This window comes from Streptomyces sp. NBC_00005 (assembly GCF_045160215.1).
Lineage (GTDB): Bacteria > Actinomycetota > Actinomycetes > Streptomycetales > Streptomycetaceae > Streptomyces.
Genome location: NZ_CP108316.1, coordinates 6,260,880 through 6,281,381, shown reverse-complemented (window position 1 = coordinate 6,281,381; position 20,502 = coordinate 6,260,880). Strand labels below are relative to the sequence as shown.

21 protein-coding genes are annotated in these 20,502 nt (G+C 71.4%); 10 read left to right on the top strand and 11 right to left on the bottom strand.

Translation table 11 applies throughout. From position 1 onward, the window contains the following. Positions 1-53: 53 nt before the first annotated feature. The 7 genes from OG303_RS28950 to rsmI form a co-directional block, all read right to left on the bottom strand. Complete coding sequence (locus tag OG303_RS28950; protein ID WP_405871984.1) at positions 54-1,166, bottom strand: peptidoglycan recognition family protein; 1,113 nt, start codon at positions 1,164-1,166, stop codon at positions 54-56. Positions 1,167-1,320: 154 nt separating this feature from the next. Further along, positions 1,321-2,250 (bottom strand): 4-(cytidine 5'-diphospho)-2-C-methyl-D-erythritol kinase, encoded by a 930-nt coding sequence (locus OG303_RS28945; protein WP_405871983.1) that lies wholly within the window; start codon positions 2,248-2,250, stop codon positions 1,321-1,323. Further along, positions 2,247-3,140 (bottom strand): 16S rRNA (adenine(1518)-N(6)/adenine(1519)-N(6))-dimethyltransferase RsmA, encoded by an 894-nt coding sequence (gene rsmA, locus OG303_RS28940; protein ID WP_405871982.1) that lies wholly within the window; start codon positions 3,138-3,140, stop codon positions 2,247-2,249. The genes OG303_RS28945 and rsmA overlap by 4 nt, the downstream gene beginning before the upstream one ends. Positions 3,141-3,352: 212 nt before the next feature. Continuing rightward, entirely contained in the window at positions 3,353-4,771 is a 1,419-nt protein-coding gene (locus tag OG303_RS28935; protein ID WP_405871981.1) for a ubiquitin-like domain-containing protein, read from the bottom strand. Between the two features lie 166 nt (positions 4,772-4,937). Next, on the bottom strand, positions 4,938-5,876 hold the full coding sequence (locus OG303_RS28930; protein WP_405871980.1) for a TatD family hydrolase: 939 nt from the start codon (positions 5,874-5,876) through the stop codon (positions 4,938-4,940). Positions 5,877-5,923: 47 nt separating this feature from the next. Then, positions 5,924-6,328 carry a hypothetical protein gene (locus OG303_RS28925; RefSeq protein ID WP_405871979.1) on the bottom strand — a complete coding sequence of 135 codons (405 nt, stop codon included), beginning with the start codon at positions 6,326-6,328 and terminating at the stop codon, positions 5,924-5,926. Between the two features lie 244 nt (positions 6,329-6,572). Further along, the gene (gene rsmI, locus OG303_RS28920; protein WP_405871978.1) at positions 6,573-7,433 is read right to left on the bottom strand and encodes a 16S rRNA (cytidine(1402)-2'-O)-methyltransferase; all 861 of its coding nucleotides are present in this window, start codon (positions 7,431-7,433) and stop codon (positions 6,573-6,575) included. A 98-nt stretch (positions 7,434-7,531) separates the two neighbouring features. On the opposite strand from rsmI, the gene OG303_RS28915 reads away from it, so the two are divergent. The 3 genes from OG303_RS28915 to OG303_RS28905 all read left to right on the top strand — a co-directional run bounded on the left by OG303_RS28915 (position 7,532) and on the right by OG303_RS28905 (position 12,801). After that, entirely contained in the window at positions 7,532-9,271 is a 1,740-nt protein-coding gene (locus OG303_RS28915) for a dolichyl-phosphate-mannose--protein mannosyltransferase (RefSeq protein ID WP_405871977.1), read from the top strand. A 108-nt stretch (positions 9,272-9,379) separates the two neighbouring features. Beyond that, the gene (locus tag OG303_RS28910; RefSeq protein ID WP_405871976.1) at positions 9,380-11,011 is read left to right on the top strand and encodes a penicillin-binding transpeptidase domain-containing protein; all 1,632 of its coding nucleotides are present in this window, start codon (positions 9,380-9,382) and stop codon (positions 11,009-11,011) included. A 113-nt stretch (positions 11,012-11,124) separates the two neighbouring features. After that, complete coding sequence (locus tag OG303_RS28905) at positions 11,125-12,801, top strand: penicillin-binding transpeptidase domain-containing protein (RefSeq protein ID WP_405871975.1); 1,677 nt, start codon at positions 11,125-11,127, stop codon at positions 12,799-12,801. A 21-nt stretch (positions 12,802-12,822) separates the two neighbouring features. Here OG303_RS28905 and OG303_RS28900 read toward each other — a convergent pair whose 3' ends face one another. Continuing rightward, a complete protein-coding gene (locus OG303_RS28900; protein WP_405871973.1) occupies positions 12,823-13,167 on the bottom strand; it encodes an SsgA family sporulation/cell division regulator in 345 nt (114 codons plus the stop codon). Positions 13,168-13,376: 209 nt separating this feature from the next. Between OG303_RS28900 and OG303_RS28895 the strand changes: the two genes are divergently transcribed. From OG303_RS28895 to OG303_RS28870, 6 genes are all read left to right on the top strand, one after another. Beyond that, the gene (locus OG303_RS28895) at positions 13,377-14,438 is read left to right on the top strand and encodes an energy-coupling factor ABC transporter permease (protein WP_405871972.1); all 1,062 of its coding nucleotides are present in this window, start codon (positions 13,377-13,379) and stop codon (positions 14,436-14,438) included. Between the two features lies 1 nt (position 14,439). Further along, positions 14,440-15,201 (top strand): cobalt ECF transporter T component CbiQ, encoded by a 762-nt coding sequence (cbiQ, locus tag OG303_RS28890; protein ID WP_405871970.1) that lies wholly within the window; start codon positions 14,440-14,442, stop codon positions 15,199-15,201. After that, entirely contained in the window at positions 15,189-15,968 is a 780-nt protein-coding gene (locus OG303_RS28885) for an energy-coupling factor ABC transporter ATP-binding protein (protein WP_405871969.1), read from the top strand. Before cbiQ ends, OG303_RS28885 begins: the two co-directional genes overlap by 13 nt. A gap of 10 nt (positions 15,969-15,978) precedes the next feature. Continuing rightward, positions 15,979-16,449, top strand: a complete 471-nt coding sequence (locus OG303_RS28880) for a MarR family winged helix-turn-helix transcriptional regulator (protein ID WP_405871968.1) — start codon at positions 15,979-15,981, stop codon at positions 16,447-16,449. Positions 16,450-16,563: 114 nt separating this feature from the next. Beyond that, a complete protein-coding gene (locus tag OG303_RS28875) occupies positions 16,564-17,010 on the top strand; it encodes an organic hydroperoxide resistance protein (RefSeq protein WP_405877532.1) in 447 nt (148 codons plus the stop codon). A 74-nt stretch (positions 17,011-17,084) separates the two neighbouring features. Beyond that, positions 17,085-18,260 carry a serine hydrolase domain-containing protein gene (locus OG303_RS28870; RefSeq protein WP_405871967.1) on the top strand — a complete coding sequence of 392 codons (1,176 nt, stop codon included), beginning with the start codon at positions 17,085-17,087 and terminating at the stop codon, positions 18,258-18,260. A 1-nt stretch (position 18,261) separates the two neighbouring features. On the opposite strand, the gene OG303_RS28865 is transcribed toward OG303_RS28870, so the two are convergent. Then, positions 18,262-18,537 (bottom strand): DUF1876 domain-containing protein, encoded by a 276-nt coding sequence (locus OG303_RS28865; RefSeq protein WP_405871966.1) that lies wholly within the window; start codon positions 18,535-18,537, stop codon positions 18,262-18,264. A gap of 153 nt (positions 18,538-18,690) precedes the next feature. On the opposite strand from OG303_RS28865, the gene OG303_RS28860 reads away from it, so the two are divergent. Beyond that, positions 18,691-19,095 (top strand): RidA family protein, encoded by a 405-nt coding sequence (locus tag OG303_RS28860; protein ID WP_405871965.1) that lies wholly within the window; start codon positions 18,691-18,693, stop codon positions 19,093-19,095. 8 nt (positions 19,096-19,103) lie between these two features. Here the strand turns inward: OG303_RS28860 and OG303_RS28855 are convergent, their stop codons facing one another. Continuing rightward, the gene (locus OG303_RS28855) at positions 19,104-19,949 is read right to left on the bottom strand and encodes an EamA family transporter (RefSeq protein ID WP_405871964.1); all 846 of its coding nucleotides are present in this window, start codon (positions 19,947-19,949) and stop codon (positions 19,104-19,106) included. After that, entirely contained in the window at positions 19,946-20,455 is a 510-nt protein-coding gene (locus tag OG303_RS28850) for a YbaK/EbsC family protein (RefSeq protein ID WP_405871963.1), read from the bottom strand. The genes OG303_RS28855 and OG303_RS28850 overlap by 4 nt, the downstream gene beginning before the upstream one ends. Positions 20,456-20,502 lie beyond the last annotated feature (47 nt).

The following is a 20,502-nucleotide window of genomic DNA, read 5'->3' as shown; positions in this document are numbered from 1 at the left end:
CGCGCCGGTCGGTGGCCGATCCCCCAGCAGGTCAGCGGCAGATCACCCGCAGGTCAGCGGGCAGCGGCCGCCCTGACCTCGGCGAGGAGGTCGTACATGTCCTGGCCGGGGCACTCGGTGTCGAAGTAGTCGCGGTGGCCGCCGACCGTGTTGGTGTCCTTCTTCACGCCGCTGACGGGGTTGACGTACGTGACCCTCGCCTGCGGGTCCAGGCCCTTGAACCGGGAGATCACCTTGATCAGCCGGATCAGGGAGGCCTTGGCCGCGGCCGTGGGGCCGTTCTCCTGGAGGGTGCCGATCAGGGCGATGCCGAGGGCGCCGGAGTTGTAGCCCACGCTGTGGAAGCCGGTGACGAGGTCGCCGTCCGGGTTGAAGGCCGGAATGCCGTCGTCGCCGGAGTAACGGCCCTCGTAGACGGTGCCCGCCTCGTCGATGAGGAAGTGGTAGCCGATGTCGCCCCAGTCGTTGGTGATCGCGTGGTACTCGTAGATCGCGCGCACCGTCGCGGCCGGGTCGGGATCGCCGTTCGGCGTCGCGGTGTGGTGGACCGTGATCACCTGCAACGGGTAGTACGTCTCGGGCGAGTTGACCTTGCCGTCCTTGTAGCGCTTGGACTCGTCGGCGCCCCAGGCCGGACGCGAGAGATAGCGCACGCCCCGCACGCGCGTGGGCTCGCTCGGCACCTTGAAGGTGTGGTCGGGGCCGTCCGTGGTGTCGATCGCCAGCGAGCGCACGTCGGTGACGTCGCTCGGGGCCTTCACCTCGTACGCGGTGGCGTTCTGGGCGGCGACCAGGGCGGTGCCGCCGTCCTCGACGGTCGCGCAGCCGCTCGTCAGGGTCTGCCAGTCGCCGTTCGCGAGCCGGATGGCGGCGCCCTCCTGCGCGCCGGACCAGCGCAGACCGACGTAGGAGGCGGCGAAGGCCGTGGTGGCCCCGCCGGTGCCGGTGGCGGCCTCGGTCCGGGTCGCGGGGAACTTCTCCGGCGTGGTGCCGGGGCTGTCGGAGGCACCGGACTCTCCGGATTCGGTGGCCGCGAAGACCGCCGGTGTCAGGGCGGCCGCGCCTGCCACGGCCGCGGCGGTCCCGATGACGCCGCGACGGGACAGGGACCGCTTCCTGCGGTGGGCGGGGGTGGGGGTGGGGGTGGGGGTGGGGGGTTCGGACACGGGAGTGACCCTTCGGCAGTGCAGAAGACGTAAATGCGCCACACCAGGCGCTTGAAACATCAACAAACACTAACGGTCCCGTCCGCCCCACCCGTACTGCCGTTGCAGTACTTCTGTGTGGAGATACGGCGAAGACGCCCGCGTCGGCGCTTGGTTACGCGCCGGTACGCGCGGTCTCGTCGTGCGGCGCCGCGAGCACCGTCGCGCCGGGCACCGGTCCCGACGCCGTGCGCACCGTCCGGCAGGTGCCCGAACTGCGCAGCGCCTCCGCCACCTTGACCGCCGACTCCGTGTCCCGCGCGAGGAACGCCGTGGTCGGACCGGAGCCCGAGACCAGCGTGGTGAGGGCGCCGGCGGTGCGGCCTGCGGCGAGGGTTTCGGCGAGGTCGGGGAAGAGGGAGAGGGCGGCGGGCTGCAGGTCGTTGGAGACGGCCGCGGCGAGCGCGTCCGGGTCGCCCTTCGCGAGGGCGTCGAGGAGTTCCTCGGAGGCGACGGGCTCGGGGATGTCCATCCCCTCCCCCAGCCGGTCGAACTCGCGGAAGACGGCCGGGGTCGACAGGCCGCGGTCGGCCATCGCGAAGACCCAGTGGAAGGTCCCGCCGACATCCAGCGTGCGCAGCTTCTCGCCACGCCCGGTGCCGAGCGCCGCCCCGCCCACCAGACTGAACGGCACGTCGCTGCCCAACTCGGCGCAGATGGCGAGGAGTTCGGCCCGGGAGGCGCCCGCCTGCCACAGCGTGTTGCAGGCCAGCAGCGCGCCCGCGCCGTCCGCGCTGCCGCCCGCCATGCCGCCGGCGACCGGGATGTCCTTGGCGATGTGAATGTGCACGGCCGGCTCGATGCCCCGCCGCTCGGCGAGCGCGAGGGCCGCGCGCGCCGCCAGGTTCGTACGGTCCAGGGGCACCTGCTCGGCGTCCGGTCCCGCGCAGGTGACGCGCAGTTCGTCGGCGGGCGTCACGGTCACCTCGTCGTGGAGACCGACCGCGAGGAAGACGTTCGCCAGGTCGTGGAAGCCGTCGGGGCGGGCGGCCCCCACCGCGAGCTGGACGTTGACCTTGGCGGGGACGCGTACGGTGACGCTCACTTCTGACCGGGCTCCTTGTTGTCGACGTGCTGGGCGTTTTCCGCGATGCGGGCGAACTCCTCGACCGTGAGGGACTCGCCGCGCGCCTGCGGCGACACCCCGGCGGCGACGAGGGCCGCCTCCGCCGCCGCGGCCGATCCGGCCCATCCGGCGAGCGCGGCCCGCAGCGTCTTGCGTCGCTGGGCGAACGCCGCGTCGACGACGGCGAACACCTCGCGCCGCGAGGCGGTGGTCTTGAGCGGCTCGGTCCTGCGGACGAGGGAGACGAGCCCGCTGTCGACGTTCGGCGCGGGCCAGAAGACGTTGCGTCCGATGGCGCCGGCCCGCTTGACCTCGGCGTACCAGTTGGCCTTCACGGACGGGACGCCGTACACCTTCGAGCCGGGCGGCGCGGCGAGGCGGTCGGCGACCTCCGACTGGACCATGACCAGGGTGCGTTCGATGCTCGGGAAGGTCTCCAGCATGTGCAGGAGGACGGGCACGGCGACGTTGTAGGGGAGGTTCGCGACGAGCGCGGTCGGCGCCGGGCCCGGCAGCTCGGTCACCTGCATCGCGTCGCAGTGGACCAGCGCGAAACGGTCGGTGCGGCCGGGCATCCGGGCCGCGATCGTGGCGGGCAGCGCCGCGGCCAGCACGTCGTCGATCTCGACGGCGGTGACGCGGTCGGCGGCCTCCAGCAGGGCGAGCGTGAGGGAGCCGAGCCCCGGGCCGACCTCCACCACCACGTCGTCCGGGCGGACCTCGGCGACACGGACGATGCGGCGGACGGTGTTCGCGTCGATCACGAAGTTCTGTCCGCGCTGCTTGGTCGGCCTGACGCCGAGGGCTGCCGCGAGTTCACGGACGTCGGCGGGGCCCAGGAGGGCGTCGGGGGTGGGGGCGGTGCTCACGGCGACAAGGGTACGGGGCGGCGCCAGGGCCTGTGTCGGAGGTGGCGTCGTCCGCCCGAAGGGCGGGCCGGGCGGCGTCTGGTGCGTGCTCTCGGTGCGCCGGGCGGAAGCCCTCGTACTGGACGTACTTGGGCCTTCGCCCGGTGCGGCGAGAGTGCGTGCCAGGCGTCGGCCGGCAGGCGCCAGCTCCGACACAGGCCCTGGGCCGCCGCTCACCCGTGCAGCCGCACCCCGCAGTGCGGCCAGGGGCTCGACCCCCGGCGTACGTACAGCTTCTTCGCGCGCAGCGTCTGCTCCCCCGCCGACGCGTCCTGCGGTCGCCCGCTGCCGCCGAGGCTGTGCCAGGTCCGGGAGTCGAGCTGGTAGAGGCCGCCGTACGTCCCCGACGGGTCGACGGCGTGCGTCCGCCCGCCGGACTCGCAGGCCGCGAGGCCCTTCCAGTTCAGGTCGTCGGCGCCGCGCACGGACGTCGGCAGCGGCTTGGTGCCCACCTTCACGACCTCGGGCCGCGGCTCGCGCACCACCTCGGAGTCGGTCGTACGCGGCTTCTGCTTGACGCCGTTGACGGTGCGCAGGGCGTAGGTGACCCGGCGCAGCCCCGGCCGTCCCGCGCGCTCGACGACCTCCGTCCCCTTGAACAGCGCGGAGTCCTCCGTCCGCTCCGTCTTGAAGGGGATCGCCTCCTCGCGGACCTCCTTCGTGCCGGTGACCCGCAGCACGGTGACGGTCTGCCCGTCGCGCGGGAAACTGTCCCCCGGGACGGACGTGGTGTCCTGGCCGTGCAGGGAGATCCCGGCCTCCTCGACGGCCTCGCGCACGGTGGCCGCGTTCGTGCGGACCGTGCGCGCATGGCCGTCGGCCATGATCGTCACGGAGCGCTCGGTGCGCACGTCCAGCGCGAGCCCGGTGCGCCCGATGGGCTGGGAGCGCGAGACGGACATGTACGCGCCCTGCGCCCGCACCCCCAGTTGTTCGAGCGCCTCCTGCACCGTGTGCGCCGTCGTCCACACCTCGCGCCGGTGACCGTCGATGGTGAGCCGCACGGGACGCCCGTAGCGCACCGCGACCTCGTCACCGCTGGCGAGCGCCGTGCCGGGAGCCGGCGCGATCACGTCGTGCGCCCCCACCTCGACGCCCTCGTGGGCGAGCAGCTCGGTCACGTCGTCCGCGAAGGTGTGCAGGGTGCGCGGTTTACCGTCGACGCTCAGCTCGATGGCCTTGTCCTTGGCGACGAACGCGGTGGTGCCGCCGGCCAGGAACGCGACGACCAGTGCCTGCGGCAGCAGCCGGCGCATGGAGCCGTCCGAGCGCACGGCGTACCGCGCCTTGCGTCGGCGTGCGGCCCGCCGCCCCGCCCCGGCGGGCGCGACGGGCGCGGGCGTTGCCTCACCCGCCGCGCTCCCCACCTGCCGCGGAAGTACCGGCTCGGGTGCTTCGGCCGCCTGGGCCACCTCGTAGGCGGGCCGGTAGGTGTCGTCGTAGGCCGGGAACACCCCGGACACCCCGTACGCCAGCGTCTGCGCGCTGTGCACGTCGAAACCGCCGTACTCCGGCGGCTGGTACGCCGGGTCCGGGCCGTGCTCCTCATACGTCTCGTACTGCGAGTTCTGCGAGTACTGCGAGCTGCTCACGCCGACACGCTCCAGGGGCCGGAGGGGTCCAGAGGGGTCCGGAATCGGGCACCAGAACCTAGCGGAGCTAGTATCACTCTCCAAAGTCATACGACTACACAGAGTGGCGGCAAGGCCCAAGGTGGGCCCTCCCTCGCGTTATCGGAGGGTTATGAACGAGGCACCCTCAGTAGCCGAAGGCGCGGGCCGTGTTCGCCGCGAGGGCTGTCGCCAGCGCGTCCTCGTCGATGCCGCGCACGGCGGCCATCGCGCGCACCGTGACCGGAATGAGATACGGGGCATTGGGCCGTCCGCGGTACGGCACCGGCGTCAGGAACGGCGCGTCGGTCTCCACCAGGACCAGTTCCAGGGGCGCCACGGCGAGCGCGTCCCGCAGATTCTGGGCGTTCTTGAAGGTGACGTTGCCGGCGAAGGACATGAAGTATCCGGCGCGGGCGCACACCTCCGCCATCTCGGCGTCGCCGGAGTAGCAGTGGAACACCGTCCGCTCGGGGGCGCCCTCCTCCTTGAGGACGCGCAGCACGTCCGCGTGGGCGTCGCGGTCGTGGATGACGAGGGCCTTGCCGTACCGCTTGGCGATCTCGATGTGGGCGCGGAAGGAGGCCTCCTGGGCGTCCTTGCCCTCGGGTCCGGTGCGGAAGAAGTCGAGGCCGGTCTCGCCGACGCCCTTGACCTGGGGAAGCGCGGCCAGGCGCTCGATCTCGGTGAGCGCCTCGTCGAGCGCCGCCGTGCCGCCCGCCCGTCTCCCACCACCGTCCTCAACCGAGGCCCTTCGGGCCGCCCCCTGATTCTCCGGCTCGCGCGCCCCCTGCCGGGACCAGCCGTCCGGGTCGCCGTGGACGATGCGCGGCGCCTCGTTGGGGTGCAGGGCGACGGTCGCGTGGACGGCGTCGTACAGTGCCGCCGTCTCCGCGGCCCACCGCGACCCACGTACGTCGCAGCCGACCTGCACCACGGTCGTCACACCCACCGAGGCGGCCTTCGCGAGCCCCTCCTCGACCGTGCCGGACTGCATGTCGAGGTGGGTGTGGGAGTCGGCGACGGGCACCCGGAGGGGCTCCGGGAGCGGCGGCGCCGCGTTCTTGTCGGGCTCGTTCGAAGGCATGCCCCGATCCTACGAAAGGGGCACGCCCGTCTCTGCTGCCGGAGCTGTCAGCTCGCCTTGCGGAACGGATGCAGGAGATCGGACAGATGCCAGTGGTGGTCCCGGTGCCCGCCCTCGACGCCCGGCTCCGGCGCCTCGACCGGCCCGGCCTCGGGCGTCCGGCGCTGCTGCCGGTGCACCGCGTCCTGCACCGACGAGACCTGCCCGGGCCGCATGATCCGTACGACATGGCTGTCGCAGTTGTGGCATGTCGGCTTGGACAGCGGAGACGGCACGACCTGGCCGTCGGCCACGTACATGACGAACTGGTGGCCCTCGGCGTCGGTGTGGTGCTCTATCTCGTAGGACTGCTCCCAGCCCTGCCCGCAGCGCATGCAGGCGAAGGAATACGACTCGTGCACGACTGCGGTCGCCGCGCCGCGGGGGGCAGACTGCCCTGCGATCTCACTCATGCCAGCTCCTCTAGTCCGCTGGACACAGGGACGGGTGCGTCCCTGCAACCAGTGGACGCTTCCGCCGGCGCGAATGCATCAGGCCTGTCGACTGTTGGAGTCGATTTGGACTCTCCTTGCCATCCGGCCTCGCCGGCGGGGTCTGGGCTTTGCTTTCGGCGACAGCCCTTTGCCTGTCCGTGGGGCGCACGCTCAGGAGAGATGCGCCCTGCTCAGAGGCGGTGTGGCGCAGTTCACGAACTCCTCACGAACGACTCGCGGAAGCGGCGTTTTTCGCGGCCACAACCGCGTCGAAAACCTCCCGCTTGGGCAGCCCCGCCTCGGCGGCGACCGCCGCGATGGCCTCCTTGCGCCGCTCCCCCGCCTCCTCGCGCACACGCACCCTGCGCACCAGCTCGGCGGCGTCGAGTTCCTCGGGCCCCTTCTCGGGCGCGCCCTCGACGACCACGGTGATCTCGCCGCGCACCCCCTCGGCCGCCCACGCCGCCAGCTCGGCGAGGCCGCCCCGCCTGACCTCCTCGTACGTCTTGGTCAGCTCACGGCAGACGGCGGCCCGTCGCTCGCCCCCGAACACCTCCGACATGGCGGCGAGGGTGTCGTCGAGGCGGTGCGGGGCCTCGAAGTAGACGAGCGTGCGCCGCTCGGCGGCCACGTCCCGCAGCCGGGACAGCCGCTCCCCCGCCTTGCGCGGCAGGAACCCCTCGAAGCAGAACCGGTCGACGGGCAGCCCCGAGAGCGCGAGCGCGGTGAGCACGGCGGACGGGCCCGGCACGGCGGTGACCCGGATGTCCTTCTCGACGGCGGCGGCGACCAGGCGGTACCCGGGGTCGGACACGGACGGCATCCCGGCGTCCGTCACGAGCAGCACGCGCGCGCCGCCCACGAGTTCCTCGACCAGCTCGGGCGTACGCGCGGACTCGTTGCCCTCGAAGTACGACACGATCCGCCCCTTGGGCGTGACGCCCAGCGCCTGGGTCAGCCGGCGCAGCCGCCGCGTGTCCTCGGCCGCGACGACGTCGGCCCCGGCCAGCTCCTCGGCGAGCCGGGGCGGCGCGTCCGCGGTGTCGCCGATGGGGGTGCCCGCCAAAACAAGGGTTCCAGTCACGCCCCCCATCCTCCCAGGGGCCGACGCGGGCGAACGCATACCGCCCCGTTACCTCTCATGCACGGGACTCACACAGCACGGTTCCCTACGATGGCGCGGTGACCAGTACCGCGTCCTCCCCGGACACCCGCCAAGGCCAGAGCCCGCAGGACCAGCGGCCGTCGTGGCAGCAGCGGCTGCGCCGTTTCGGCTACACGGCGGGGCCCAGAAGCGACGTCCGCGAGCGTCTGGTGCCGCCGTACGTCCGGCCCAGCCCGCGTGTGTGGCAGGTCCTCGGCGTGCCGAAGTCGCTCGCCGAGCGGATCACGCGCTGGTCGGGCTGGGGAGGTCCGCTGCTGGTCACGCTGCTGGCGGGCGTCATGCGGTTCTGGCACCTGGGCAGCCCGAAGGCGGTGATATTCGACGAGACGTACTACGCCAAGGACGCCTGGGCGCTCGTCCACCGCGGCTTCGAGGTCAACTGGGACAAGAACGCCAACGACCTGATCCTGCAGACGAACGGGCATGTCACGATCCCGGCCGACGCGGCGTACGTCGTGCATCCGCCGGTCGGCAAGTACGTCATCGGGCTCGGCGAGCTGATGTTCGGGTTCAACCCGTTCGGCTGGCGGTTCATGACCGCGCTGCTGGGCACGCTGTCGATCCTGATGCTGTGCCGCATCGGGCGCCGTATCTTCCGCTCGACCTTCCTCGGCTGTCTGGCGGGCGCGCTGATGGCGGTCGACGGGCTGGCCTTCGTCATGGCGCGCACCTCGCTGCTCGACGGCGTGCTGATGTTCTTCGTGCTGGCCGCGTTCGGCTGCCTGGTCATCGACCGCGACCGGGTCCGCGAGAAACTCGCCGCCGCGCTGCCGGCCGACCCGGACGGCACCGTCCGTCCGGACGCGCACGCGGCTCAGACGACCCGCTTCGGGTGGCGCCCCTGGCGCTGGCTGGCGGGCCTCCTGCTGGGCCTGGCCATCGGCACCAAGTGGAACGGCCTGTACATCCTGGTCGCGTTCTGCGTGATGGCGGTCCTGTGGGACGTCGGCTCGCGCAAGGTCGCCGGCGCCCGCCACCCGTACGCGGCGGTCCTCAAGCGCGACACGGGCATCACGTTCCTGGCGACGGTCCCGGTGGCGGTCGTCACCTACTTCGTCTCCTGGATCGGCTGGATCCTCTCGCCCACGAACGGCTCCGGCGGCTACTTCCGCAACTGGGCCGCCACCGACGGCAAGGGCGGCAGCTGGACCTTCCTGCCCGACTGGCTGCGCAGCCTGTGGCACTACGAGCACGAGGTCTACAAGTTCCACGTCGGCCTCTCCTCGCCGCACACGTACATGTCCAACCCGTGGAGCTGGATCGTCGACGGCCGCCCGGTCTCGTACTTCTACGAGTCCCCCTCGCCCGGCACGGACGGCTGCCCCGCCGACGCGGGCGGGAAGTGCGCCCGCGAGGTCCTCGCGATCGGCACCCCGCTGCTGTGGTGGGTGGCCTGCTTCGCGGTCCTGTACGTCCTGTGGCGCTGGCTGTTCCGCCGCGACTGGCGCGCGGGCGCCATCGCCTGCGGCATCGCGGCCGGTTACCTCCCCTGGTTCATGTACCAGGAGCGGACGATCTTCTTCTTCTACGCCGTCGTGTTCGTGCCGTTCCTCTGCCTGGCGGTGGCGATGCTGCTGGGCGCGATCGTCGGGCCACCGGGGTCGAGCGACACCCGCCGTGTGGCCGGGGCGACGGGAGCGGGCGTCCTGGTCCTGCTGATCGCCTGGAACTTCATCTACTTCTGGCCTCTGTACACCGGTACGGCCATCCCGATCGACGACTGGCGTTCACGTATGTGGCTGGATACCTGGGTCTAGCCCCTTCCCCGTCTCCGTTGGGACAACAAACGGAAACACCCCCCACAGAGGGCCCTCACGCCACATACAGTGCGAGCACTGAAACGGGGAACGGGGAGGGGGCCCTTCATGGGCAAGGGGGTCAGAACCGCCGTCGTAGGCGGCGTGTTCGCCGTGATGGTGGGCGGTGCCGGCTACGGCGCCTTCAACATCGTGTCGGCGCTGAGCGACGACGGCGGGAGCTCGGGGACCGGGGGGTCCGCGAGCGTGAAGACCGGTCCGCCGAGCAGCAGCGAGATCAAGGAGACCTCGGCGAAGTTCTTCGCGGCCTGGGAGAAGGGGAAGGCGGCCCAGGCGGCGACGTACACGAACAACGACGCGGCGGCCGAACCACTGCTGACCGCCTACGGCGAGGCCGCGCACATCACCGGCGTGAAGATCACGCCGGGTGCCGCGAGCGGCGCGACGATTCCGTACACGGTCAAGGCGACGGTGTCGTACGAGGGCAGGTCCAAGCCCCTGACGTACAGGAGCGAGCTGACGGTGGTGCGCGGGAAGACCACCGGGCGGGCGCTGGTCGACTGGGAGCCGTCCGTCGTCCATCCCCAGTTGAAGACGGGCGACACGCTCGTCACCGGTGAGTCCGCGAACCCGGAGATCGAGGCCGTGGACCGCAACGGCGCCGTGCTGACCAAGGAGAAGTACCCGTCGCTCGGGCCGATCCTGGACGAACTGCGCGCCAAGTACGGCGACTCGGCGGGCGGCACGCCCGGTATCGAGCTGTCCATCCAGCACCAGGCCGAGGACACCGCCGAGACCACGCTGCTCACGCTCGCCAAGGGCAGGCCGGGCAAGCTGCGGACCACGCTCAGCGCGAGCGCGCAGGCGGAGGCCGAGACGGCGGTGAAGAAGTACGCCGAGTCGTCCGTGGTGGCCGTGAAGCCGAGCACCGGTGAGGTGCTGGCGGTCGCCAACCACCGCGACGACGCGTTCAACGCGGCGTTCCTGGGCAAGCTGGCGCCCGGCTCCACGATGAAGATCCTCAGCGCCGCCACGCTCATCGACAACGGCATCACCAGCATGAACGGCCCGGCGCCCTGCCCGAACGAGGCGGTGTGGCAGAGCCAGACCTTCCACAACCTCGAGGGCATGGCCCCGAACGAGAAGGCCACCCTCTCCGAGAGCTTCGCCCGCTCCTGCAACACGGCGTTCGTGAAGTACGCGGACGAGGTGAAGGTGGACTCCCTCACCAAGGAGGCCGAGAACCGCTTCGGACTGGGCCAGGACAACTGGAAGACCGGCATCCCGTCCTTCGACGGCTCGGTCCCCGCCTCCGGCGGCCCGGACACGGCGGCGAACATGATCGGCCAGGGCCAGGTACAGATGAGCCCGCTGAACATGGCGTCGGTGACGGCGACCGCGATGACGGGCCGCTTCCGGCAGCCGATCATCGTGTCGCCGAAGCTCGACGACCGCCAACTGGCCACCGCCCAGGGCCTGTCGGCCGGTACGGTCGCCCAGCTGCGCGCGATGATGAACCGCACCGCGACCAGTGGCACCGCGGCCGGTGTGATGGCGGGCCTGAACGGCACCATCGGCGCGAAGACCGGTTCCGCCGAGGTCGACGGGCAGTCCAAGTCCAACAGCTGGTTCACCGGTTATCGCAATGACATCGCGGCCGCGGCCATGACCCAGGACGGCGGCCACGGCATCGACGCGGCGGGTCCGATTGTCGCAGCTGTGCTACGGACTGGTGGCTGACGTCACCCGTACAGGACGGGACTCTAGGGTGGTGGCCGTCGTTGTGTTGTGAGGACAACGAGGGCAGCGTGCGCTGACGGGGACCCTGGGGACATCGCGGAGGATCGGGAGCAGTGGGCAACAGAAGGCGCGTCGCCGAGCGACGGAAGACCAAACCCGCCGTGGTCGGCGGGATGATCGCCGTGGTGATCGGCGGCGCCGGCTTCGGCGTCTACGCGCTGTACGGCGGCGGAGCGGCGGCCGACGACAGGTCGACCGCCACGTCCGCGACGGCCCACCACAAGGACATCAAGACCGGTCCGCTGTCCGCGGCCGAGGTCAAGACGGCGGCCGCGGGCTTCCTCACGGCCTGGCAGCAGGGCAAGGTGCCGCAGGCGGCCGCCGTCACGAACGACTCGACGGCGGCCACCACTTTGCTGACCGGCTACACCAAGGACGCCCACATCACGGGCGTCACCCTCACCGAGGGCACCCGCACCGGCGACGAGGTCCCCTTCTCCGTGAAGGGCACGGTGTCGTACAAGGGCACCAAGAAGCCGCTCGCGTACGAGAGTTCGCTGACGGTCGTGCGCAGCAAGGAGGACGGCAAGCCGTACGTCGACTGGCACTCCTCCGTCGTGCACCCCGATCTCAAGGACGGCGACTCGCTGGTCACCGGCGAGTCCGGGACGCCCCCGGTCAAGGCGTACGACCGTGACGGCGGCGAGCTGACGACGGCCAAGTACCCGTCGCTGGGCCCGGTGTTGGACGGCCTGCGGGAGAAGTACGGCAAGATCGCCGGCGGCAAGGCGGGCATCGAGCTGCGCGTGGTGCGGGGCAAGGCGTCCGAGAAGTCGAAGCTGTCCGACAAGACGCTGCTGACGCTGACCAAGGGCACGCCGGGCTCGGTGAAGACGACGCTCAGCCCGACCCTGCAGGCGGCCGCCGAGCAGCAGGTGGCCAAGCAGGCGAAGGCGTCGGCGGTGGTGATGCGTCCGTCGACCGGCGAGATCCTGGCCGTCGCGAACACCTCGCACGGCTTCAACGTCGCCTTCCAGGGCTCCCTCGCCCCCGGCTCCACGATGAAGATCGTGACGTCGACGATGCTCTTCGAGAAGGACCTCGTCCACCCCGACGAGTCGCACCCCTGCCCCAAGACGTACAAGCTCGCCGGCTGGACGTTCCACAACGACGACGACTCCGAGATCAAGAAGGGCACGTTCAAGCTGGCCTTCGGGGCCTCCTGCAACAACGCCTTCATCAACTTCGCGCCGAAGCTGTCCAACAGCGACCTGACGAACGAGGCCCAGCAGGTCTACGGCCTCGGCATGAACAACTGGGCCATCGGCGTCCCGTCGTTCGACGGCTCGATCCCGGTGCAGAGCGGCGCGCAGATGGGCGCCTCGCTGATCGGGCAGGGCGGCGTGCGCATGAACCCGCTGAACATGGCGTCGGTGGCGTCGACGGTGGAGACGGGCGTCTTCCACCAGCCGTACCTGGTCGCCCCGTCGGTGGACAACCGCACGCTGGCGAAGGCCTCGCGCACGATGTCGTCGACGACGCAGGCGGAGCTGAAGGAGGTCATGCAGTACACGGCGTCCTACGGCACGGCCGCCAAGGCGATGGCGGGCCTCGGCCCCAACTACGGGGCGAAGACCGGTTCGGCGGAGGTCGACGGCCAGAAGAAGCCCAACGGCTGGTTCACCGCGTTCCGGGGCGACCTCGCGGCCGCGGGTGTGGTCCAGGCGGGCGGCCACGGCGGTGACACGGCGGGTCCGATCGTGGCGGCGCTGCTGAAGATGGGCGGCTGACCGGTGCGGTCGGGCGGCTGATCAGCTGCTGACGGGCGTCGCCATGTACGTGCGGCGCAGGAACCGCAGCAGGGCCTTCTGCTCGAACTGCACCACCGAGACGCCCTGCGCCGAGTGGAACTCGACCACGGCCTGCACCCGCCCGCACGGCCACACGCGGACCTCTCCGCTGCCGGCCGGGGCGCGCAGGCCCTGCTCGAGGAGCGCACGCGAGAAGGTCCACTCATCCGTCCCGGGAAGTCCGACCCGCACCGACCGCGGGTCGGCGTCGGGGTCGTAGCGCAGGACGACGGGGATCGTCTCGTCCTCCGGGATGTCCGCGTCCGTGACCAGGTGGGCTCGTGCGTACTGTTCGACTACGGACATCGTGACGGCCCTTCACGCTGCGTGACCTGTGTGGAACCTGTGCATCCACCTCTTTCCAATGTCCCATATTTTCCGGATCATGCCCCCTGGCGCCGGACAAACTCATGACTGACGTCCCACAGGGGAGGCCCCGCGGGTGACGCCCCCTGCACGATGCACGAGCGTCTAGCTCTTGCAAAGCGTTCGCAATAAGCCTCTATTATCGAACGGTGCATGTGCCTGACGGATTCATCAACGCCCCTGCCTCCGCCGTGACCGGTGTCGTCGCCGCGGGTGCGATCGCCGTGAGCCTGCGCGGCGCACGCCGCGAGCTCGACGAGCGCACCGCGCCGCTGGCCGGCCTCGTCGCGGCGTTCATCTTCGCCGTGCAGATGCTGAACTTCCCCGTCGCGGCGGGGACCAGCGGCCATCTGCTCGGCGGCGCGCTCGCCGCGATACTCGTCGGGCCCTGCACCGGGGTTCTCTGCGTCTCCGTGGTCCTGCTCATGCAGGGCATCCTGTTCGCGGACGGCGGTCTGACCGCGCTCGGCGTGAACATCACGGACATGGCGATCGTCACGACGGTCGTCGGATACGCCGTCTTCCGCGGTCTGGTGAAGGTGCTGCCCCGCAAGCGGCGCTCGATCACCGTCGCCTCCTTCGTCGCCGCGCTCCTCTCGGTACCGGCCGCCGCGGTCACCTTCACGCTCGTCTACGCCGTCGGCGGCACCACCGACATCGCCATCGGCAAGGTCGCCACGGCGATGATCGGCGTACACGTCCTGATCGGCATCGGCGAGGCGGCCATCACGGCGCTGACCGTCGGCGCGGTCATCGCCGTACGCCCGGATCTCGTGTACGGCGCGCGCGGACTGGAGCAGAAGCTCAAGCTGCGGGTGAACGGCGAGCTCGTCGACGCCCCCGCCGCCGGGCCGGCGGCGGTCCCGGTCGCCGCCCGCTCGCACCGCAAGGTGTGGGCGATCGGCCTGGTCACCTCTCTCGTCCTGGCCGGGTTCGTCAGCTTCTACGCCTCCTCGAACCCCGACGGCCTGGAGAAGGTCGCCCGGGACAAGGGCATCGACAGGAAGACCGAGAAGCACGCGTCTTCCGACTCCCCGCTCGCCGACTACGGCGTCAAGGACGTCGAGAGCGCCCGCCTGTCCGGGGGGCTGGCGGGCGTGATCGGCGTCGGCGTGACCGTCGTCGCGGGCAGCACGGTGTTCTGGGCGGTGCGCAGGCGCCGTACGGCCGACGCCTCCGCGGTGTCGCCGGCGAGCACGAGCAGCGTCTGACATGGGCGCCGGGCACGCACACAGGCTCTACCGGCACGGGCACTCCCCCGTGCACACACTGCCGCCGCACACCAAGCTGGCCGCCGCCTTCGCGTTCGTGGTGGTCGTGGTGTCGACGCCGCGGGAGGCGATGTGGGCGTTCGGCCTGTACGCCGTACTCCTTGCCGCCGTCGCGTACCTCGCGCGCGTGCCGGCCGGTTTCCTGCTCAAGCGGCTGCTGATCGAGGTGCCGTTCGTCGCGTTCGCCGTGCTGATGCCGTTCGTGGCGGAGGGCGAGCGGGTGGACGTCCTGGGGCTGTCGCTGAGCGTCAACGGCCTGTGGGGGGCGTGGAACGTGCTCGCCAAGGGCACGCTCGGCGTCGCCGCGTCGGTGCTGCTGGCCTCCACCACGGAACTGCGCGAACTCCTGCTGGGACTGCAGCGGTTGAAGCTCCCGCCGCTTCTCGTGCAGATCGCGTCCTTCATGATCCGCTACGGCGACGTCATCACGGACGAGATGCGGCGGATGCGGATCGCACGGGAGTCGCGCGGGTTCGAGGCGCGCGGGGTGCGGCAGTGGGGCGTGCTCGCGAAGTCGGCGGGCGCGCTGTTCATCCGCTCCTACGAGCGCGGCGAGCGCGTGCATCTGGCCATGGTCAGCCGCGGTTACGCCGGTTCGATGCCGGTGATCGACGAGGTGACCGCGTCCCGGGCGCAGTGGTCGTACGCCCTCACGCTCCCCGTCGCCGCCCTTGTCGTCTGCGTGTTGGGATGGGCCCTGTGAGTACTGCTTCTCCTGCTTCCCTGGAGGTCTCCGGCCTCGCCTTCGCCTACCCCGACGGCCACCAGGCCCTGTTCGGCGTGGACTTCCGGGTCGAGCGCGGCGAACGGGTCGCGCTGCTCGGTCCGAACGGCGCCGGCAAGACGACCCTCGTGCTGCACCTCAACGGCATCCTGACCGGCGGCGCGGGCACCGTGACGGTCGCCGGACTGCCCGTCGGCAAGCGGCACATGGCCGAGATCCGCCGCAAGGTCGGCATCGTCTTCCAGGACCCGGACGACCAGCTGTTCATGCCGACGGTCCGCGAGGACGTGGCGTTCGGCCCGGCCGCGGCCGGGCTGAAGGGCCCGGAGCTGGAGGAGCGCGTGGACCGGGCGCTCGCGCAGGTCGGCATGGCCGAGTTCAAGGAGCGGCCCCCGCACCACCTCTCCTTCGGGCAGCGGCGCCGGGTGGCCGTGGCGACCGTACTCGCCATGGAGCCGGAGATCCTCGTCCTGGACGAGCCCTCCTCCAACCTCGACCCGGCCTCGCGCCGCGAACTGGCCGACATCCTGCGCTCGTTGGACGTCACCGTCCTCATGGTCACGCACGACCTGCCGTACGCCCTGGAGCTGTGCCCCCGCTCCCTGATTCTGAGCGAGGGCGTGATCGCGGCGGACGGGAAGACGGCGGATCTGCTGTCTGACGAGGACCTGATGCGCGCCCACCGCCTGGAGCTGCCCTTCGGCTTCGATCCGCGTTCGGTGACGGCGGGCACCGGCCGTCCGTGACAATGGGCGCGTGACGAACGAGGACCATACGGCGGCCGAGGGCTCGCTGCTGCTCGACGACCAGCTGTGCTTCGCGTTGTACGCCGCGCAGCGCGCGGTGACGGCCGCGTACCGTCCGGTGCTGGAGGAACTCGGCCTCACCTACCCGCAGTACCTCGTGCTCCTCGTCCTGTGGGAGCGCGGCGAGAGCACCGTCAAGGAACTGGCAGCGGCCCTGCGGCTCGACTACGGCACGGTGTCGCCGCTGCTCAAGCGGCTGGAGGCGGCGGGTTTCGTGCGCCGGGAGCGCGCGGCGCACGACGAGCGCTCGGTGCTGGTGGCGTGCACGGGGCGCGGCGAGCAACTGCGGGAGCGCGCGGCACGCGTCCCCGGAGCCCTGATCGCGGCGACGGGGCTGGAGGGCGCGGACGTGGCGAAGCTGCGCGAGGAGTTGTGGCGGCTCGCGCAGAGAGCGCACGAGGCAGCCGAGCGCCCCCACTGACCTCCTGTTACCCGCAGTTGCCACCCCCTGGTCATTCCCGCACTACCTACTGGCCAGTATCTTGTGCACGATGTACTTGTGCGCATTCGTTTTGGGGGGCCAGCCATGAGCGCCGTGAGTGACGAGACCGCCGTCGACACCCGTCCGTCGAAGATCATGTACGTCGCCGAGGCGACCGCGCACGGCGGCCGGGACGGCTACGTCACCAGCCAGGACGGGCAGATCGAGCTGAAGGTCGCGATGCCGCCGGAGCTCGGCGGTGACGGCAACGGCACCAACCCGGAGCAGCTCTTCGCGGCCGGCTACAGCTCCTGCTTCCACAACGCGCTGGTGCTGGTCGGCCGCCGTTCCGGCTTCGACCTCACCGGCTCCACGGTCGCCGCGAAGGTCGGCATCGGCCCGAACAAGCAGCGCGGTTACGGCCTCGCGGTCGCCCTCAGCGTCTCACTCCCGGTCCTGGACGCGGACGTCGCGGCGAAGCTCGTGGACGCGGCGCACGAGGTGTGCCCGTACTCGAATGCGACGCGCGGCAACATCGACGTAACGATCCTGTTGGGGTAGCGACACCGGGGAATCGCAGGCTGTACGGGGGTGTTGCCCCCGCAGTCGTAGGTGATCCGGAGGGAAGTGCGGGCGTGGACGTGAACGGTGCGGTGGCCGGGGGCTTCGAGCCGGTCAGGGACGCGTTCGTGCGCAACTTCGAGGTGCTGGGCGACCGGGGCGCGGCCGTCGCCGTCTACCGCGACGGGCGCAAGGTCGTCGACCTGTGGGGCGGCACGAAGGACGTCGACGGCACCGAACCCTGGGAGCAGGGCACCGCGCAGATCGTGCGCTCGGCGACCAAGGGTGTGGCCGCCGCCGTACTGCTGCTGTTGCGGCAGCGCGGGGACCTGGACCTGGACGCGCCGGTCGGTGAGTACTGGCCCGAGTTCAAGGCGGCGGGCAAGGAGCGGACGCGGGTGTGGCATGTGCTCGCCCACCGCGCGGGCGTACCCGTCCTGGACCGCCCGCTCACGCCCGCCCAGGCCGCGGACCCCGACCTCGGTGCCGAGGCGGTCGCGGCGCAGGCACCGGTCTGGGAGCCGGGCACGGACCACGGGTATCACGCGCAGACGTACAGCTGGCTGACGGGCGAGCTGGTCCGGCGGATCACCGGCCGGACGGTGGGCGAGTGGATCGCGGACGAGATCGCCGGGCCGGTCGGAGCGGATCTGTGGCTGGGACTGCCCAGGAGCGAGGCGGCGCGGGTGGGCCGGGTCGCCCAGGTCGACCCGCCGGCGGACCCGGCCGGCACGCTGCGGACGCGCCCCAAGAAGGCGGTCGCCGACGCCTACGCGGACCCGGCCTCGCTCACCCGCCGGGCCTTCGCCGCGATCACCCCGCTCCCCGACGAGAACGACCCCGGCTACCGCGCCGCCGCCCTGCCCGCCTCAAACGGCATCGCCACGGCGGACGGCCTGGCCCGTTTCTACGCCTCGCTGTCCGGCGAACTGGACGGCGGGACACGCCTGTTCACGCCGGAGACGGTGGAACTGGCCCGCACCGAGCGCAGCGCGGGCCCGGACCGCGTACTCGTGGTGGGCACGCGGTTCGGCCTCGGCTACATGCTGCACGGAGCGGCCTCCCCGCTCCTGTCCCCCACCTCCTTCGGCCACCCCGGCCGCGGCGGCGCCCTCGGATTCGCCGACCCCGACTCCGGCATCGCCTTCGGCTATGTGACGAACGGCTTCCGCAAGAGCGTGACGGCGGACCCGCGGGCGCAGGCCCTGGTCAGGGCGGTACGAAGCGCGGTGTCCGCCGTACCGGCGTAGGTCAGACGTTGATCGAGTGCGAGGTCCGGCCCGACGCCGAGTCGATCTCTCCGTGTGCCTTGGTCAGCATCTGCATCGCGAGTTCGTTCAGCGCCCGCGCACCGGCGATCTCCTCACCCACCCTCGGCTGATTCGAGTCGCTCTGGTGACGGCTCGCGTGACCGTGGGCCCGTACCTCGGTCCCGTCGGGCAAGCGGACCATCGCGACCGCCCGGGTGTGCTGCTCGTCCTCCTGGAACTCCATCTCGACATGCCATCCCACAGTGGTGTGCATCATGACGATCACCTCCGGAACACCTGCTTCCAGAGTGCTCCTCGAAGGGCCCGTACGCACCACTGGGACGGAGGAACCGCCGACGGAACGGCCGGGGCGGGCCCGGTGGAACGGCCCGGTGGAATGGACGGGGCGGGCCGGGGCGTTCGACCGTTCATGACGCCCGACCCACGCACCATCACCAACCCGCCCGCGCTCCACGACCCGACGCCGTTCGGCTACAGCCACGCCGTCTCCGCGCCCGGCGAACTCGTCTTCATCGGCGGCCAGTACGCCTCCGACGCGACGGGCGCGCCCGTGCCCGGCCACTTCGCCGCGCAGGTGGACCTGGCCTTCGACCGGCTGGGGCAGGCGCTGGCGGGGGTGGGTCTCGGCTACGAGCACGTCGTACGCCTCGGCACGTTCATCGTGGACCACGACCTCGCCAAGCTGGAGGTCCTGGGCGAAGCGCTGCACGCCCGCTTCGGGGACCGCCTGCCGGCCCAGACACTGAGCGGTGTCGCCTCGCTCGCACTGCCGGGGATGCTGTTCGAGGTGGACGCGGTGGCGGTACGGCCGTAGGGCCTGCCCTAACCGGCCCGCAGCATCAGGCCGATCCCCGCCACCAGGAGCATCGCCGCCGCTATGCGGGGCGCTCCGAACCGTTCCTTGAAGAACACGGCTCCTATCGCGGCCCCGACGATGATCGACGACTCGCGCAGGGCCGCGATCGGGGCCAGTTCCGCCTTGGTCTGGGCCCACAGGACCAGCCCGTACGCGAGGACGGACAGGGCGGCGCCCAGCAGCCCCAGGCCCGCGAACGGCCGCAGGACGGTGAGGAGTTCGCCGCGCCGGCGGGTGAGGGCGTACAGGGGGATCGCCACTCCCTCCACCGCCATCAGCCAGGCGATGTAGCCGAGGGAGGAGCCGGAGGCCCGTACGCCCAGACCGTCCACGACCGTGTACGCCGCGATGGTCAGCCCGGTGGCGAGTGCCGCGCCGATCGCCGCCCAGTTGGGGTGACTGCCGCGCAGCCCCCACAGCGCGACGCCGGTCAGGCCCGCGCAGGACAGCGTGATCCCCGCGGCCGCCCAGCCGTTCGGCACCTCGTGTGCGAAGAGGGCGGCGAGGAGCGTGACCACGAGCGGCGCGGTGCCGCGTGCGATGGGGTACGCCTGCCCGAAGTCGCCGAGCCGGAAGGACCGCATGAGCAGCACGTAGTACGCGACGTGGATGAAGGCGGAGCCGATGAGATACGGCCATGCGTCGCTCTTCGGGAACGCCACGAACGGCACCATCGCCAGCCCGATGAGCATGCCGCCACCGGCGATCAGGGTGAACCCGACCAGCTTGTCGGTGATCTGGTGGGCGATCGCGTTCCAACTGGCGTGCGTGACCGCGGCGAACAGGACGGCGGCGGCGACCAGCGGCGTCACGAGGTGTGCTCGCGCACGTCCACGAGGGTGGCACCGGCGTGGGCGACGAGGTCCTTGGGCTCCATGGGGAAGACGGCGTGCGGATTGCCGGCCGCGGCCCAGACGAGGTCGTGCCCGAGCAGCGAGCGATCAGCCAGCACCCGGGTCTTCGTCCGGTGCCCGAAGGGCGGCACTCCGCCGATGGCGTACCCGGTCGTCTCCCGTACGACGTCCGCCTTGGCCCGCGTCACCTTCTCGGCACCGAGTTCCTGCCGCACCCGCTCGACGTCCACCCGCGACGCCCCGTCCATGAGCACCAGCACCGGCACCCCGTCCGCCGCGAAGATCAGCGACTTGCAGATCTGGCTCAACTCGCAGCCGATCGCGGCGGCGGCCTCGACGGCGGTACGGGTCGCGTCCGGAAAGCGGCGGATACGGCTGTGCAGGTCGTCGAGCCCCAGTTCGCGCAGGGCGTCGGCGAAACGGGGGTTGGCTCCGGAGCGATCGGTCTCATCGGCGGTCGTCATGCACGGCACGCTAGCGGTACGTGTACGAGGCACGCGACCGAGTTCTC